The organism is Streptomyces sp. NPDC053665 (genome assembly GCF_055585285.1).
Window position 1 is genome coordinate 59440 of the sequence record NZ_JBVJKK010000006.1, and the last position, 13878, is coordinate 73317.

Below are 13878 nucleotides of genomic sequence, written 5' to 3' on the forward strand. Positions count from 1 at the left end.
GGCGCTACCAGCGGTGTTCGACCTGGTCCTTGATGCGCCGGTCGTACAGGTCCCGGATCGCGTCCAGCGTCGCGGCGGGCAGTTCCGGCAGCCGGGCCGCGGCGGCGTTGGCACGGGCCTGCTCGGGTGAGCGGGCGCCGGGGATGACGCTGGTGACGCCGGGCTGCTCGACGATCCAGCGCAGGGCCAGCTGGGCCGGGGTGTACCCCTCGGGAGCGAGCGCGGAGAACTCGGCGGCGGCCTGGACACCGGTCGTGTAGTCGACGCCGGAGAAGGTCTCGCCCACGTCGAAGGCCTCGCCGTGCCGGTTGTAGGCGCGGTGGTCGTTCTCCGGGAAGACGGTCTCCTCGGTGTACTTGCCCGACAGCAGTCCGGAGGCCAGCGGGACCCGGGCGATGATGCCGACGCCCGCGGCACGGGCGGCGGGAAGCACCTCGCGCAGGGGTTTCATCCGGAACGGGTTGAGGATGATCTGCACGCTGGACACGTTCGGCCGCGCGATGGCGGTCAGCGCCTCGGCGCAGGTCTCCACGCTGACGCCGTAGGAGGCGATCCGCTCCTCCTCGACCAGGGTGTCGAGGGCGTCGAACACCTCGTCCGTGGAGTAGACGGGTGTCGGCGGGCAGTGCAGCTGCACCAGGTCGATCCGGTCGACGCCGAGGTTGCGGCGCGAACGGTCGTTCCAGGAGCGGAAGTTGTCGAGGACGTAGTTCTCGGGGATCTGCTCGACCCGGCGGCCCATCTTGGTGGCCACCATGACGTGCAGGTCCGGGCGTCCGCTGAGGAACGCGGCGATGGTCTGCTCGCTGCGGCCGTCGCCGTACACGTCGGCGGTGTCGAAGAAGGTCACCCCGGCCTCGGCCGCCGCCTCCAGCACGGCGAGGGCTTCCTTGTCGTCGACGTCTCCCCAGTCGGCACCCAGCTGCCATGTGCCGAGACCGATCACGGAGGCGTGCCGGCCCGACCTGTCGAATGTGCGCTCGTCCATGGGCGTCAGTCTGTCACCTGTCCCCGCCGGGCGCGGAGACGGAGTGGTCCGGACCGCCCGCCCGGGCCGCCTCGCCCGGCCCGGGTCCGTGGGCGGGGCGTCAGTCGCGGGGTGTGAGCGTCCGGGCGTGCACGGTGCGGGCCACCTTCGGCCCCAGCCAGCGCTTGAAGCGCCGCAGCGACTCCAGCTGTCCGGCCGCCCGGTCGAGCCGGTAGTAGACCTGCGGGGGGATGTGCGGCAGCAGGGGCGAGTGGCGCTGCCCCAGCAGGGCGAACATGCGCTCCGGCGGCAGGTGGATGTAGCGCGGGAGGTTCTCGTACCACTGGGCGCTGTAGCGTGCGGCGCTCTGCACCGGGAGCAGGGCCGCCTTGCGTTCGGCTTCGTAGCGGGCCAGCGCCTGGGGCAGGGCGGTGTGCTCGCGCAGCGCGGTGGCCAGGGCGATCGCGTCCTCCAGGGCGAGGGTGGTGCCGGCGCCGATCGAGTAGTGGGTGGTGTGGGCGGCGTCGCCGAGCAGGACGAGGTTGCCGTGGTGCCAGGTGCGGTTGGTCAGGGTGCGGAAGGTCTGCCACGGGCTGCCGCCGGGCCGGCCGAGCAGGGGGTGGCCGTCCAGGACGGTGGCGAAGAGCCTCTCCAGCAGGGCCCGCCCGTCGGCCTCGCTCGCCCGGTCCAGGCCGAGGCCGGTCCAGGTCTCGGGAGCGCACTCGATGACGCAGGTGCTGCGGTCGGCGCCGTACCCGTACCCGTAGCACCAGATCCAGCCGTGCCCGGTGTCGACGAAGGCGAAGGTGAAGGCGTCGAAGACCTTGGTGGTGCCGAGCCAGACGTAGTGGTTGCGCCCGGCCGTGAGCCGGGTGCCGAAGTGTGCGGCATGCCGTTCGCGCAGCGTGCTGCGGACGCCGTCGGCCGCCACGACCAGGTCGGCGTCGGCGGGCAGGTCGGCGGCCGTGACCTCGCGGGCGTACTCCAGCCGGACACCGAGTGCGCGGGCACGGGCGGTGAGGACCTCCAGCAGGCGGTGGCGGCCGATGCCGTGGCCCTCGTCGCCGCGGTGCCGGGTCGTCAGGTCGCCGACGTGGGCGACGCCGTCGCGCCAGCGGACGGAGCCGGCGTCCAGGGCCCGCGCCGACTCGGGGTCCTCCGCGTGGAGGCGGTCGAGCAGTCCGCGCCAGTAGGTCACGCCCCAGCCGTAGGTGGAGCCCTCCGGGTCGCGTTCGTGGACGGTGATGTCGTGGGACGGGTCCTGCCGCTTGAGCAGGATCGAGAGATACAGGCCGGCGGGCCCGCCACCGACGCAGGCGACCTTCACGCACACCCCTGGGATCACTGAGAGCTGTCGATTGCGGACGCAGGGTAGCAGCAGAGGGAGCCGATGGCCGGGCGGCCGGATCGCGCCAGGTTGACGGCGTGACGTGCGCCACGCACCGCCCGGAAGGCGGGGAGAAACATCCGGCACGGCACCCACAGCGGGCGGAATTTCCCCTTCCGTACACGGGGCCACTCCCCTCCGCAGCAAGATCATCTTCGTTCAATCTTGCAGGACATAAGGGGAATTGCCCGGATCGCAGCCAACCGGCTCGGGGGGATTTCTCCCGCTCGCGCACCACCCGGTAGGCATGCGGGGTCAGCAGCCGAACCGATCAAGGAGATCCGCATGCCGGAACTCAGCCGTCGCCGCGCGCTCACCGCCGCGGCCGCCCTCGCCACCGTCACGGCGGCGGCGACCCTGCCGGCCGCCGGGCCGGCGCAGGCCGCCGGGCACCACGCCGACCCCGGCGCCTTCGACGAGGTCTACAAGGGCCGCCGGATACAGGGCCGTCCGGGCGGCGGGTCCGGGCACCACCACCACGGCGCCGGCTACGCGGTGTTCGTGGACGGCGTGGAGCTGCACGTGATGCGCAACGCCGACGGCAGCTGGATCAGCGTCGTGAGCCACTACGCCCCGGTGCCGACGCCGCGCGCCGCCGCCCGGGCCGCGGTGGACGAACTGCAGGGCGCACCGCTGCTGCCCTTCCCCGCCAACTGACCCACCCCGCACGGCACCTGGAGCACCCGCACATGGCAGTCCGCAAGAACCAGTCCGCCCTGACCCCCGACGAGAAGCGGCGTTTCGTCGCCGCGCTGATCGAGCTGAAGCGCAGCGGCCGCTACGACGAGTTCGTCACGACGCACAACGCGTTCATCGTCTCCGACACCGACAACGGCGAGCGGACGGGCCACCGTTCACCGTCGTTCCTGCCCTGGCACCGAAGATTCCTGCTGGAGTTCGAGCGGGCCCTGCAGTCGGTGGACGCGTCGGTGTCCCTGCCCTACTGGGACTGGACCGTCGACCGCACTGCGCGCGCCTCGCTGTGGGCGCCCGACTTCCTCGGGGGCACCGGCCGGGAGCGGGACGGCCGGGTGACGGACGGGCCGTTCTCCGCGTCGGGCGGCAACTGGCCGATCAACGTGCGCGTCGACGGCCGCACGTTCCTGCGGCGCACGCTCGGCGCCGGGGTGCGCGAGCTGCCGACCCGCGCCGAGGTCGAGTCGGTGCTGGCGATGCCCACCTACGACATGGCGCCCTGGAACAGCGGTTCGGACGGCTTCCGCAACCACCTGGAAGGGTGGCGCGGGGTCAACCTGCACAACCGGGTCCATGTGTGGGTCGGCGGCCACATGGCCACCGGGGCCTCCCCCAACGACCCGGTGTTCTGGCTGCACCACGCGTACATAGACAAGCTGTGGGCCGACTGGCAGCGCCGGCACCCCGGCTCCGGGTACCTGCCGGTCTCGGGTACGCCGAACGTCGTCGACCTGAACGAGACGATGCGGCCGTGGCACGACACGAGCCCGGCGGACCTGCTGGACCACACGCGGCACTACACCTTCGACGTCTGATCAGACGCCGGCGCCCGCCCGGCACTCCGGGTGGCCCCAGCCGCTGTCGTTCTTGGCGATCTGCTCCCCGGCCGCGTACGGCCGGCCGCACTGGCAGCGGCCGGGGAACTTGGCCTTGAGGGTGCGCGAGGACCCGCTCTTCGCGGCGGATCCCTTCCCCGTCGACGCCCTGCCCTGGCGGGACGAACCGCCCCGGGGGCGCGGCGCCCTGGCCGGGGTGTCCGGGGAGGGCGGCGGCTCGGGCGAGCCGAGGCCGCTGCCGGCCGGCTCCTGGACGGTGGCGGCCTGGCTGGCCGCGCGGTCGGCGAAGTCGTTGAGCCGGTCGCCGTCCACCTGGTGGGCGGGGACGTAGCGGAACTCGACCGAGCGGCCGTCGAGGAGTTCGTCGATGCGGACGACGAGCTCCTGGTTGGCGACGGGCTTGCCGGCGGCGGTCTTCCAGCCGTTGCGCTTCCAGCCGGGCAGCCAGGTCGTCACGGCCTTCATGGCGTACTGCGAGTCCATGCGGATCTCCAGCGGCACGGCCGGGTCGGTCGCCGCCAGGAGGCGTTCGAGCGCCGTCAGTTCGGCGACGTTGTTGGTCGCCCTGCCGAGCGGCCCCGCCTCCCACCGCTGCGGCGCCTCGGAGGCGTCGGCGACGACCCAGGCCCAGCCGGCGGGTCCGGGGTTTCCCTTCGAAGCGCCGTCGCACGCGGCCACCACACGTTCACGCATGGCCCGATCATGCCATGGCCGCGTGGACCGTCCCGACGGCCGGAGTTCCCGGCATCCTGCGCAGCGCCCGGGCGATCACGGAAATCCGTTCGACACGACGCGGCCCGGCCGCTGCAATGGTGCGCCATGGGCGCCCCACGCATGCACGAGGACGAACGGCACATCGACACCGCGCTCGTCGGCCGGCTGATCGCCCGGAGGTTCCCCCGGTGGGCGGGGCTGCCGCTGAGGCGCCTGTCGTCCTCCGGCACGGAGAACGCGATGTTCCGCCTCGGCACCGACAAGGTCGTGCGGCTCCCCCGGCATCCGCGGGCCGTCGACGCGATCACGCACGAACTGCGCTGGCTGCCGCGGCTGGGCCCCGGACTGCCCGCCGCCTCGCCCGAACCCCTGGGCGAGGGGGAGCCGGACGAGGACTTCCCGTGGCCCTGGTCGGTCTACGGCTGGCTGGAGGGCCGCAACCCCGAGCCGGGGCGGCTGGAGCGGCCGGAGCTGCTCGCGGAGGACCTCGCGGCCTACGTCACGGCCCTGCGCCGCGTCGACGCCTCGGGCGGTCCGCCCGGCCGGGGTGTACCGCTGGCGGCCCGGGACGCCGAGGTGCGCGCGGCACTGGACCGGCTGGCCGGCCGGGTCGACACCGGTGCGGTCGCGGCCCGGTGGGAGGAGGCCCTGGGCGCCCCGCCGCACACCGGGCCGCCGGTCTGGGCCCACGGCGACCTGATGGCCGGGAACCTGCTGGTCAGGGAGGGTCGGCTGAGCGCCGTGATCGACTTCGGCACGGTCGGGGTGGGTGATCCGGCCGTGGACCTCATCGGCGCCTGGTGCGTGCTGCCCGCCCGTGCCCGCGCCGTCTTCCGCGCGGCGGTGGGCGCCGGCGGGGCCGAGTGGGCGCGGGGCAGGGGCTGGGCCCTGTCGATCGCGGTGATCGCGCTGCCCTACTACTGGGACACCAACCCGCCGGTCGCCGCGAACTCCCGCCACGTGATCCGGGAGATCCTGGCCGAGCCGGCGTAGCGGCGCGGTGGCGGCTCCCCGTGGGGAGCCGGTCCCGCCCCGGGTCGCCGCGTCACTCGCCGGCGTACGCCCGGTCCAGCGCGGCGAGGTCGAACTTGCCCATCGCCATGAACGCCTGGGTCACCCGGGCCGCCTTCGCCGGGTCCGGGTCGGTGATCATCGCCTGGAGCCGGTCCGGGACGACCTGCCACGACACCCCGAAGCGGTCCTTGAGCCAGCCGCAGGGGCCGGGCTCGCCGCCGTCGGCGGTGAGCCTGCTCCAGTAGTGGTCGATCTCCTCCTGGTTCTCGCAGAAGATCATGAAGGAGACCGACTCGTTGAAGGTGAACTGCGGTCCGCCGTTGAGTGCGAGGAACCGCTGGCCGTTGGCCGTGAACTCGACGGTCATGACACCGCCGGCCGGCTGCGGCGCCCCCTCGGGATAGCGGGCCACCTCGCCGATGGCGGAGTTCTTGAAGACCGACACGTAGAAGTGCGCGGCCTCCTCGGCGCGGCCGTCGAACCAGAGACACGTGGTGAAGCCGTCGGATGCCATGGGTTCCTCCCGGGGGCGTTCGTCGCTGTCACCCATGTCGACCGGTCCCGGCCGCGAAACTCATCGCCGGTCCCCGGCGGATCTGCCGGCAGCGGATCTGCCCAGGGCAGAGGAACGGCCTGCGAGCGGCCAACGGCGCCGACAGTGGACCCGACGGCACGTCCGCGGCAGATCCGCGGCCCTCTCGCCACGACGAGGAGAACCGATGACTCCACTCACGACCCTCGCCCCGCGGGCGGAGGAGGGGGACACCCCTCCCACCCGCTTCGACGACCATCTGGCCGCCCAGTTGCTCACGCAGCGCATCGTGCTGCTCGGCACCCAGGTCGACGAGGTCTCCGCCAACCGGGTCTGCGCCCAGCTGCTGATCCTGTCCGCCGAGGACCCGCGCACCGACATCAGCCTGTACATCAACAGCCCCGGCGGTTCGGTGCACGCGGGGCTCGCCATCTACGACACGATGCGGCTCGTCCCGAACGACGTCGCCACCCTGGCGATGGGCTTCGCCGCCAGCATGGGCCAGTTCCTGCTGAGCGTCGGCACGCCGGGCAAGCGCTACGCCCTGCCCCACGCGCGGATCATGATGCACCAGCCCTCCGCGGGCATCGGGGGCACCACCGCCGACATCGAGATCCAGGCGGAGAACCTGGAGTTCACCAAGCGCACCATCGAGCGGATCACCGCCGAGCACACCGGTCAGAGCCCGGAGACCATCTCCCGGGACGGCGACCGGGACCGCTGGTTCACGGCCGAGGAGGCCAGGGAGTACGGCATGGTGGACCGGGTCGTCCACTCCCTCGCCGACGTCCGCCCGGCCACGACGCGACGCAGGATGGGGCTGCAGTGATGGGGAGCTACACGATTCCGAACGTCGTCGAGCGGACCCCGCAGGGCGAGCGGTCCTTCGACGTCTTCAGCCGGCTGCTCAACGAGCGGATCGTCTTCCTGGGGACCGAGATCGACGACGGCGTGGCCAACGTCGTCATCGCCCAGCTCCTGCACCTGGAGTCGTCGGCGCCGGAGAGCGAGATCTCGGTGTACATCAACTCCCCCGGCGGCTCGTTCACCTCGCTGATGGCCATCTACGACACGATGTCCTACGTGCGGGCGCCGATCTCCACGTGCTGCGTCGGGCAGGCGGCCTCCACCGCCGCCGTGCTGCTCGCCGGCGGCGACCCGGGCCGGCGGTTCGTGCTGGAGCACGCGCGCGTGCTGCTCGGCCAGCCGGCCTCGGGCGGGCAGCGCGGCATGGTCTCCGACCTGGCGCTCCAGGCCAAGGAGATGGTGCGGATCCGCGGCCAGGTGGAGGAGGTGCTGGCGCGCCACACCCACCACGACGTGGCCACGCTGCGGGCGGACATGGACCGCGACAAGGTGTTCACCGCTGCGGAGGCGGTGGCGTACGGGCTGGCCGACGAGGTGCTCAGCCGGCGCCTCGTGACGGTGTGAGGCACCGGCCGGCCCGGCTCAGGCGGCCAGGCACATCCCGTCGTGGGAGGCCGCCTGCGCCCCGCGGCGGCCGCCGCCCGCGTAGCGGGAGGTGACGCGCACCAGTTCGCCCTGGGCCCGGGCCAGCAGGTCCCCCAGGCCCATGCCGAGGGCCTGGGCGGCGGCCGCGAGGACCTCCGAGGAGGCCTCCTTGCGGCCGCGCTCCACCTCCGACAGGTACGGCATGGAGATGCGCGCCGCGTCGGCGACGTCCTTCAGCGTGCGCTCCTGTGCGAGCCGCTCCCGGCGCAGGACGTCCCCCACCAGGTCGCGCCAGAGCGGCTCCTTCGCGGCGGGGGCCGGGGGCCCCTGGAGCGGCGGGGCCGCCGGGCGGCCGGCGGGCGGGCGCAGGGGGACGACGCGGGCGGTGTTCTGCGGTCGGTTGCTCACCGTCCCAGCCTAGGAATCCCGGCCGCCGGGGGAAGGCTCCGGCGTTCCGCCCTGAGGGGAATCAGCGGGAAACGGGATTCCGGAAAATTGGTGGGCATGGTGCACGCGTGAGCGGGTACTCGCAACCCGGGAGTACCCACGCACAGCACAGCCGCGACGTTCGGGAGAGGTAATGGAGACCGCCGTGATCCGGTCGAAGGCAGAGGTCGTCGCAGAGAACGCCGAGGTCGGCACGGGTGACGGGACACTGCCGGGTCTGGCGGACCCGCGGTCGGTCGCCCCGCGGGACGCCCGCGCGCTGTCCCGCCAGTTCTTCCGGCGCCTGACGGAGCTCGAAGAGGGCACGCACGAGTACCAGTACGCGCGCAACACCCTCATCGAGATGAACATGTCGCTCGTGCGGTTCGCTGCCGGCCGGTTCCGGGGCCGCGGCGACGACATGGAGGACATCGTGCAGACCGGCATGATCGGTCTGATCAAGGCGATCGACCGCTTCGAGCTGTCGCGCGAGGTCGAGTTCACCTCCTTCGCGCTGCCGTACATCGTCGGAGAGATCAAGCGCTTCTTCCGGGACACGACGTGGGCGGTGCACGTCCCGCGGCGTCTGCAGGAGCTGCGCGTGGAGCTGGCCAAGGCGCGTGAGGAGCTGGCCAGCCGCCTGGACCGCGAGCCCACGGTCGCCGAGCTGGCCACCTTGATGAACATCTCCGAGAAGGAGGTCGTCGAGGGCCAGATCGCGGCGAACGGATACAACTCGTCCTCGCTGGACGCCGCCCTCACCGGGGACGGCACGGAGGGCGGCGAGGCCGTCCTGGCCGACTTCCTCGGCGTCGAGGAGGAGGGCCTGCGCCTCGTCGAGGACTTCCACTCGCTCGCCCCGCTGATGGCGGAACTCAGCGAGCGCGACCGGCAGATCATCCACATGCGGTTCGTGGAAGAGGCCACGCAGGCGGAGATCGGTGAGCGGCTCGGCTGCTCGCAGATGCACGTCTCCCGGCTGATCAAGCGCATCATCACGCGGCTGCGCGAAGGGATGCTGGGCGAGCTGGGCTGCGCCTGACACGGAGACCGGAGCAGCGGGTGCCGTCCCCCGAGCGGGAGGGGGCGGCACCCGCTGGTCATGTCCGCACGCCTCGGCCGCGCGAGCCCCGGATCCCGACAGCCGGCTTCGCCTGCGGGCCCGCGACCGGCGACGACCGGCACGTCCACGCACGGCGGAGACCGGAGGGTCCGCAACCGACTGAGAGCCGCCCGGTGTCCGGGCGGCTCCGATGTATCTCCATGTTCGTGGTGTAGCCGGGCCACCCGCAGTGGCTCGGTGACGTGACGTCCCCGCAGGGCCTCGCGCCGTCGGTGGATCCGCGTCCCCGCGGGGTTCACGCTCCGGTGGCGCCGGTCAGCGGCAGCACGGCACGCACCCGCTTGCCCACCGGCACCCGCTCCACGGTGACCTGCTCCGCAAGGGCGTGGACGATCTCCAGGCCGTGCCGGCCGATGCGCTCGGGGTTGCGGGGGAAGATGCGCGGCAGTGCGGAGCTGCTGTCGTAGACCGACACCGTCACCGCGTTGTCCGTGCCCGTGAGCTCCAGGATGTAGGGGCCGTTGCTGTGCCGGTCGGCGTTGGTGACCAGCTCGCTGACGACCAGCAGCACCGCCCCGTCGATCCGCTCGTCGACGCTTGCGCACCACTCGGTCCGCAGCTGCTCGAGGAAGAGCGCGGCGAAGGACCGCGCCTCGGCGATGCAGCCCTGCTCGCCTGAGTAGTGTGCGGACCGCCGCAGCGGCTCCACGGGCACGTCGAAACCAGTCGGTATCACTGCCCCGTCCAGGTGGTCGATCATACGTTTCTTTCTGGGAAGCCGGACTGGCCGGACGCTCTGCAGAGTGCTCGTACCCCGAGTCGGCCTTCACAGTCCTCACGATTTCCGGCCCTTGTGGGACCCCGGGCATTGTCCCCCTTCGACGGGGCACCCGGAGGACACCGGGACCGGTCGAGGGGCGACCGGACCGGATCGCCGGAGGTGCGCGGTGGCCTGGTGGACATGGCTGGTCGTGGTGATCGCGGCGCTCGCCGCCCTCGCCGTGGTGACGCTCGCGGTGCAGGCGGGCAGGCGGTCGGGCACGGTCATCGCGGTGCGCCGCCGGCCGGGCGGGAAGGGCGTGCGATGAACGAGCTGCTGGCCGCGCGGAGCCTGACGACCCTGCCCGTGGTCACCCTGGGCGGCGACGCGGTGGCCCAGATCAAGGACACCGTGTTCGACCCCGCGGCCGGCCGCATCACCGGCTTCACCCTGAGCGGACGCGGTCTGCTGTCGGGCCCGCTGAAGCAGAGCCTGCCCTGGTCGGCGGTGCACGCCCTCGGCCCGCACGCCGTCATGGTCCGCGACGCGCACGCCCTGCAGGACACGTCCGTCGTGGTGGCACGGCGCGAGGCCCAGCAGGGGCGGGTCCTGCACGCGAAGGTGCTGACCGACGAGGGGGCGGAGGTCGGCACGGTGCTCGACGTGGTGGTCGAGGGCGGTGGCAGCGGCCGGGTGGTGGGTTTCCGGATCGCCGCGGACAAGGCGCTGGTGCCGGGGTCCCGGCGCAAGAGGCAGCGGGTGTACGTGCCGCGCGGCGAGACGCTCGCCGTGTCCGGCCGGGCCCTGGTCATACCGGCGGACGCCACGCGGTACGTCGCCGACGACCTGCCGGCCTTCACCGCCCGGGTCGGCGCCTTCCGGCAGGAGCACCGGGGGGCACCGTCATGATGCTGTTCTCGCAGGCCCGGGGGCTGCCGGTGCTGACCCTGGACGAGGCCGAGGAGATCGGCGTCCTGAAGTCGCTCACGGTCGACGCCGTGTCCGGCGTGGTGACGCACGTCCGGGTGGGCGGCAAGCACTCCCGCAAGGAGACCGTGCTGCCCTGGGGCGCCCTGCACGCCGTCGGCCCGGACGCCGTCCTGGTCCGCACGACCGCCGCCCCGGCCGCCACGCCGCCCCACCACGAACTCCAGGGCCTCAGGATCCTCACCGACACGGGCGACGCCCTCGGCACGGTGCAGGACGTCGCCTTCGAGCCGGAGACCGGCCGGGTGGAGTCGGTGGTCACCGCCCGGGGCGAGCTGCCGGCGGAGCGCCTGCTCGGACTCGGCGACTACGCCCTGGTGGTCCGGGCCGGCTGAGCCCTCTCCTCGGGGCCCGGTGGCCCGGGCCCCGAGGGCTGTCGTCAGGACGCGGGGGGCTGCTCGGTCGTACCGCCGCCGCTGCCCGAGCCGGTTCCCGGGTCCGAGCCCGAGCCGCCGCTGTCCGGCGGGGACTGCTGCTCCGACGACGGGGGTGCCGGTCCGTCACTGCTGGGCGGCTCCGACGTCGTCCCGCCGTCCGAACTCGGCGGTTCGCCGGTCGACGGTCCGTCGGACGTCGTGTCGCCGGGTGACGAGGGCGTGGTCACGCCGGTGGACGGGGTGGGCTCGTCCGGCTTCTCGGTCTTGTGGTCCTTCTTGCCCGTGTCGCCCTGGTGCCGCTCGAACCACTGGCCGTCGGGTTCGCACATCACGAAGACGTCGACCGGCTTCGGCGCTGGCTTGACCACCACGAGCCTGGAGGGCGAGTAGCCCGGCCACGCCTCGCCGGTGGTCCTGGCGTTCTTCTGGGCGACCGGGGGGTCCAGCGGGTTGCCGCAGGCGCAGCGCACCCGGGGCACTCCGCGCTCGTCGACGAGGACGGCGGTGCCGGCCTGAAGCACCGCCTGGTAGGTGGTGGGAGTGCCGCCGTTGTAGCCGTGGTTGGTGACGCGGGTGTCCATCCGCAGCTGCACGGGGGTGAGCGAGCGCAGGTATGCGGGCACGTCGGACGGCTCCTTGTGCACGACCGAGGCGAACGCCCGCTCCTTGTCCGGGTCCTGCTCGAAGAACGTGATCTGTTTCTCCACGTCGCAGGCGGCGACGTTGCGGGTGCCGCCGTACAGACCGGGTGCGTCGCCCTTCACCCCCGGGAGGGTGTTCGGCCCCGCCGACTCGCTGGCCCGGGTGGGCGGTACGGGCGAGGCCGAGCTCTTCTCGTCCGCGGTGGAGTCGGTGAAGGGGTCCGGGCCGGTGTCCGCCGCGGGTTCGAGGAACACCTCGCCGCTGGAGGTGCTCGTGCCGGCGTCGGAGGCGCCCGTGCTGCCGCCGTCGGGCCGGGACAGCACGACGGCCAGGATCACGGCGGCCACGACGGCCGTGGCGACGATCGCGACACGGGGTACGGAGCCCCACCACGGCCGGCGGGGCTGCGGGGGTTCGCCACCACCGCGCCCGGTGGGCGGTTCGGACGGCGGCCCGCCGCCCGGCGGAGGCTGGGAGGGGCCCGACAGGGGCCCCGAGGGAGGACCTGTGGGACGGCCGGACGACGGCGGATCGACGCTCACGATCTCTTCTTCCGCGTGATTGCCTGCGGCCTTCGCGCAGTCGGGGCACTCGGCCCGGCATGTGCTGGTGTGCCGCCTTTGCACTCTTCTTTCATTGTGTGCTCCAGTCCCACCGGTCCCGCAAGCCGACGCGGACGGACCTCTCCGGCGGGCGTCCGGGCGGGGCGCTGCTTAGCGTGACAGCGTGACTTCGCGCTCCCCCTCCGACCGGGCCGAGCCCTCCGCCGGCCGGGCGACCGCCCCCCACGGCTGGGTACACGCCCTCGTCACGGTCCTCGCCGGGCTGCTGGCGATGGCGGTGGTGGCCGCGCTCGGCCTGTGGGCCGCCGGGGCCACGGATCTGCCGGACGGCGCGTTCGCGCCGGTCGTCGCGGCGACCATGGTCACCGCCGTGGGCGGCACGGTGGAGCTCTCCGGCAGCGCCGGGGACCTCGCCGACACGCAGGCGGGCCTGACCGTGATCCCCCTGTCGGTCACGCTCACCGGGGCGCTCGTCATCGCCTGGGGTTTCCTGCGGCCCCTGCGGCACCGCGCGGTCGCCGGTAGCGCCGAACTGGCCGGCTGGGCCGGGCGGGTGGCCGCCCTGTGGCTGCTCGCCCTGATCGGGCTGACGCTCGCCGCCCGCCACACCTTCGACATCTCCCTCGGCGACGAGCTCGGCGCACTGGGGGATCTGTTCGGCGCCTCACCCGAGGTCGGCTTCACCACGGACGTCCCCCTGTCGGTGTTCGTCGGCGTGGTGTGGCTCGCCGGTGTGCTGGTGCTGGCCCTGCTGGTCGCGCGCGGGGCCCCGCTGCCCGGCGGGCTGCTCCGCTTCCAGGCGTCGGTGCGCCCGGCCGCGTACGCGATGGTCGCCATGCTGCTGGCCTGGGTCGTCGCCGGTGTGGTGATCGCGCTGGTGGTCGCGGCCACGCGGGGGCACGCGGCCGAGACCTTCGCCGTGATCCTGCTCGGCATGCCGAACCTGATGTGGCTGGGGCTGACCATCGGCCTCGGTGCCACCTGGAACGGGCAGGTGCAGGGGCCGTTCGGGCTGCCCATGCCGCACGTGCTGGACGAGGTGCTGCGCACCCCGGACGTCGCGGAGCTGAATCTGCGCACGCTCTCCGAGCACGACGGCCGGGTGTGGTGGCTGCTGGTCGCCGACGTCGTGCTGCTGCTGGCCGCCGCGTTCGTGATGGCGGCGCGGTCGCCGGCCCGGGTCAGGGCCTGGCAGCACGCCGTGCACATGGCGGTCGCGCTCGCGCTGACGGTGTTCATGATCTGCCTCGTCGGGCGGATCTCGGCGCACTTCGGCCTGTCGGTCCTCGGCATCGGCGACCTCGGCGGCGGTCTGTCGGGGCGGCTGTTCCTGCGGCCCCGGATGTGGGGGGCGGTGGGTCTGGCCGTGCTGTGGGGGCTGGTGGCCGGGTTCGCCGGGGCGCTGCTGGCGCGGCACGTGCGGCGGCGGGGCGAGGCAGGGCCCGCGAGCGAGGGCTGAGCC

At 73.3% G+C, this 13878-nt stretch carries 17 protein-coding genes; 10 read left to right on the forward strand and 7 right to left on the reverse strand.

Features of this window, described 5'->3' with window-relative positions; translation table 11 throughout:
- Window positions 1–4: 4 nt before the first annotated feature.
- Window positions 5–988, reverse strand: coding sequence for an aldo/keto reductase (locus tag ACZ6ZN_RS23480; RefSeq protein WP_469649078.1), 984 nt, complete (start codon window positions 986–988; stop codon window positions 5–7).
- 100 nt (window positions 989–1088) lie between these two features.
- Window positions 1089–2300, reverse strand: coding sequence for an FAD-dependent monooxygenase (locus tag ACZ6ZN_RS23485; protein ID WP_469649081.1), 1212 nt, complete (start codon window positions 2298–2300; stop codon window positions 1089–1091).
- A gap of 339 nt (window positions 2301–2639) precedes the next feature.
- Here ACZ6ZN_RS23485 and melC1 point away from each other — a divergent pair, with 339 nt between their 5' ends.
- Both melC1 and melC2 read left to right on the forward strand, forming a co-directional pair.
- Window positions 2640–3011, forward strand: coding sequence for an apotyrosinase chaperone MelC1 (melC1, locus tag ACZ6ZN_RS23490; RefSeq protein ID WP_398108279.1), 372 nt, complete (start codon window positions 2640–2642; stop codon window positions 3009–3011).
- A 32-nt stretch (window positions 3012–3043) separates the two neighbouring features.
- Window positions 3044–3865 carry a tyrosinase MelC2 gene (gene melC2, locus ACZ6ZN_RS23495; RefSeq protein ID WP_451880074.1) on the forward strand — a complete coding sequence of 274 codons (822 nt, stop codon included), beginning with the start codon at window positions 3044–3046 and terminating at the stop codon, window positions 3863–3865.
- Here the strand turns inward: melC2 and ACZ6ZN_RS23500 are convergent, their stop codons facing one another.
- Window positions 3866–4579 carry a ribonuclease H family protein gene (locus tag ACZ6ZN_RS23500; RefSeq protein ID WP_469649085.1) on the reverse strand — a complete coding sequence of 238 codons (714 nt, stop codon included), beginning with the start codon at window positions 4577–4579 and terminating at the stop codon, window positions 3866–3868.
- Between the two features lie 126 nt (window positions 4580–4705).
- Between ACZ6ZN_RS23500 and ACZ6ZN_RS23505 the strand changes: the two genes are divergently transcribed.
- On the forward strand, window positions 4706–5593 hold the full coding sequence (locus ACZ6ZN_RS23505) for an aminoglycoside phosphotransferase family protein (protein WP_469649088.1): 888 nt from the start codon (window positions 4706–4708) through the stop codon (window positions 5591–5593).
- A 52-nt stretch (window positions 5594–5645) separates the two neighbouring features.
- Here the strand turns inward: ACZ6ZN_RS23505 and ACZ6ZN_RS23510 are convergent, their stop codons facing one another.
- Window positions 5646–6128 (reverse strand): VOC family protein, encoded by a 483-nt coding sequence (locus ACZ6ZN_RS23510; RefSeq protein ID WP_451880071.1) that lies wholly within the window; start codon window positions 6126–6128, stop codon window positions 5646–5648.
- A 205-nt stretch (window positions 6129–6333) separates the two neighbouring features.
- Here ACZ6ZN_RS23510 and ACZ6ZN_RS23515 point away from each other — a divergent pair, with 205 nt between their 5' ends.
- The gene (locus ACZ6ZN_RS23515) at window positions 6334–6975 is read left to right on the forward strand and encodes an ATP-dependent Clp protease proteolytic subunit (protein ID WP_398108284.1); all 642 of its coding nucleotides are present in this window, start codon (window positions 6334–6336) and stop codon (window positions 6973–6975) included.
- Window positions 6975–7577, forward strand: a complete 603-nt coding sequence (locus tag ACZ6ZN_RS23520) for a ClpP family protease (RefSeq protein ID WP_398108285.1) — start codon at window positions 6975–6977, stop codon at window positions 7575–7577. Before ACZ6ZN_RS23515 ends, ACZ6ZN_RS23520 begins: the two co-directional genes overlap by 1 nt.
- A gap of 18 nt (window positions 7578–7595) precedes the next feature.
- Here the strand turns inward: ACZ6ZN_RS23520 and ACZ6ZN_RS23525 are convergent, their stop codons facing one another.
- Window positions 7596–8006: a helix-turn-helix domain-containing protein gene (locus ACZ6ZN_RS23525; RefSeq protein WP_469649092.1), complete on the reverse strand. Its 411-nt coding sequence runs from the start codon at window positions 8004–8006 to the stop codon at window positions 7596–7598.
- 172 nt (window positions 8007–8178) lie between these two features.
- Between ACZ6ZN_RS23525 and ACZ6ZN_RS23530 the strand changes: the two genes are divergently transcribed.
- On the forward strand, window positions 8179–9066 hold the full coding sequence (locus ACZ6ZN_RS23530; RefSeq protein WP_398108287.1) for an RNA polymerase sigma factor SigF: 888 nt from the start codon (window positions 8179–8181) through the stop codon (window positions 9064–9066).
- 316 nt (window positions 9067–9382) lie between these two features.
- On the opposite strand, the gene ACZ6ZN_RS23535 is transcribed toward ACZ6ZN_RS23530, so the two are convergent.
- A complete protein-coding gene (locus ACZ6ZN_RS23535; protein WP_469649095.1) occupies window positions 9383–9847 on the reverse strand; it encodes an ATP-binding protein in 465 nt (154 codons plus the stop codon).
- Window positions 9848–10034: 187 nt separating this feature from the next.
- On the opposite strand from ACZ6ZN_RS23535, the gene ACZ6ZN_RS23540 reads away from it, so the two are divergent.
- Genes ACZ6ZN_RS23540 through ACZ6ZN_RS23550 form a run of 3 tightly spaced genes read left to right on the forward strand, consistent with a single transcriptional unit; the run spans window position 10035 to window position 11169 of the window.
- Window positions 10035–10175 (forward strand): hypothetical protein, encoded by a 141-nt coding sequence (locus ACZ6ZN_RS23540; RefSeq protein WP_398108289.1) that lies wholly within the window; start codon window positions 10035–10037, stop codon window positions 10173–10175.
- On the forward strand, window positions 10172–10756 hold the full coding sequence (locus ACZ6ZN_RS23545) for a PRC-barrel domain-containing protein (protein WP_398108290.1): 585 nt from the start codon (window positions 10172–10174) through the stop codon (window positions 10754–10756). The genes ACZ6ZN_RS23540 and ACZ6ZN_RS23545 overlap by 4 nt, the downstream gene beginning before the upstream one ends.
- Window positions 10753–11169, forward strand: a complete 417-nt coding sequence (locus ACZ6ZN_RS23550; protein WP_469649100.1) for a PRC-barrel domain-containing protein — start codon at window positions 10753–10755, stop codon at window positions 11167–11169. Before ACZ6ZN_RS23545 ends, ACZ6ZN_RS23550 begins: the two co-directional genes overlap by 4 nt.
- 44 nt (window positions 11170–11213) lie before the next feature.
- On the opposite strand, the gene ACZ6ZN_RS23555 is transcribed toward ACZ6ZN_RS23550, so the two are convergent.
- The gene (locus tag ACZ6ZN_RS23555) at window positions 11214–12395 is read right to left on the reverse strand and encodes a DUF6777 domain-containing protein (protein ID WP_469649103.1); all 1182 of its coding nucleotides are present in this window, start codon (window positions 12393–12395) and stop codon (window positions 11214–11216) included.
- A gap of 184 nt (window positions 12396–12579) precedes the next feature.
- On the opposite strand from ACZ6ZN_RS23555, the gene ACZ6ZN_RS23560 reads away from it, so the two are divergent.
- A complete protein-coding gene (locus tag ACZ6ZN_RS23560; RefSeq protein WP_469649106.1) occupies window positions 12580–13875 on the forward strand; it encodes a streptophobe family protein in 1296 nt (431 codons plus the stop codon).
- The last annotated feature ends 3 nt before the right edge of the window (window positions 13876–13878 follow it).

Bases quoted from the DNA above. Each gene is read 5' to 3' on its own strand.
- ACZ6ZN_RS23480 (WP_469649078.1), bottom strand. From the start codon at position 988: ATGGACGAGCGCACATTCGACAGGTCGGGCCGGCACGCCTCCGTGATC.
- melC1 (WP_398108279.1), top strand. From the start codon at position 2,640: ATGCCGGAACTCAGCCGTCGCCGCGCGCTCACCGCCGCGGCCGCCCTC.
- melC2 (WP_451880074.1), top strand. From the start codon at position 3,044: ATGGCAGTCCGCAAGAACCAGTCCGCCCTGACCCCCGACGAGAAGCGG.
- ACZ6ZN_RS23500 (WP_469649085.1), bottom strand. From the start codon at position 4,579: ATGCGTGAACGTGTGGTGGCCGCGTGCGACGGCGCTTCGAAGGGAAAC.
- ACZ6ZN_RS23505 (WP_469649088.1), top strand. From the start codon at position 4,706: ATGGGCGCCCCACGCATGCACGAGGACGAACGGCACATCGACACCGCG.
- ACZ6ZN_RS23510 (WP_451880071.1), bottom strand. From the start codon at position 6,128: ATGGCATCCGACGGCTTCACCACGTGTCTCTGGTTCGACGGCCGCGCC.
- ACZ6ZN_RS23515 (WP_398108284.1), top strand. From the start codon at position 6,334: ATGACTCCACTCACGACCCTCGCCCCGCGGGCGGAGGAGGGGGACACC.
- ACZ6ZN_RS23520 (WP_398108285.1), top strand. From the start codon at position 6,975: ATGGGGAGCTACACGATTCCGAACGTCGTCGAGCGGACCCCGCAGGGC.
- ACZ6ZN_RS23530 (WP_398108287.1), top strand. From the start codon at position 8,179: ATGGAGACCGCCGTGATCCGGTCGAAGGCAGAGGTCGTCGCAGAGAAC.
- ACZ6ZN_RS23535 (WP_469649095.1), bottom strand. From the start codon at position 9,847: ATGATCGACCACCTGGACGGGGCAGTGATACCGACTGGTTTCGACGTG.
- ACZ6ZN_RS23545 (WP_398108290.1), top strand. From the start codon at position 10,172: ATGAACGAGCTGCTGGCCGCGCGGAGCCTGACGACCCTGCCCGTGGTC.
- ACZ6ZN_RS23550 (WP_469649100.1), top strand. From the start codon at position 10,753: ATGATGCTGTTCTCGCAGGCCCGGGGGCTGCCGGTGCTGACCCTGGAC.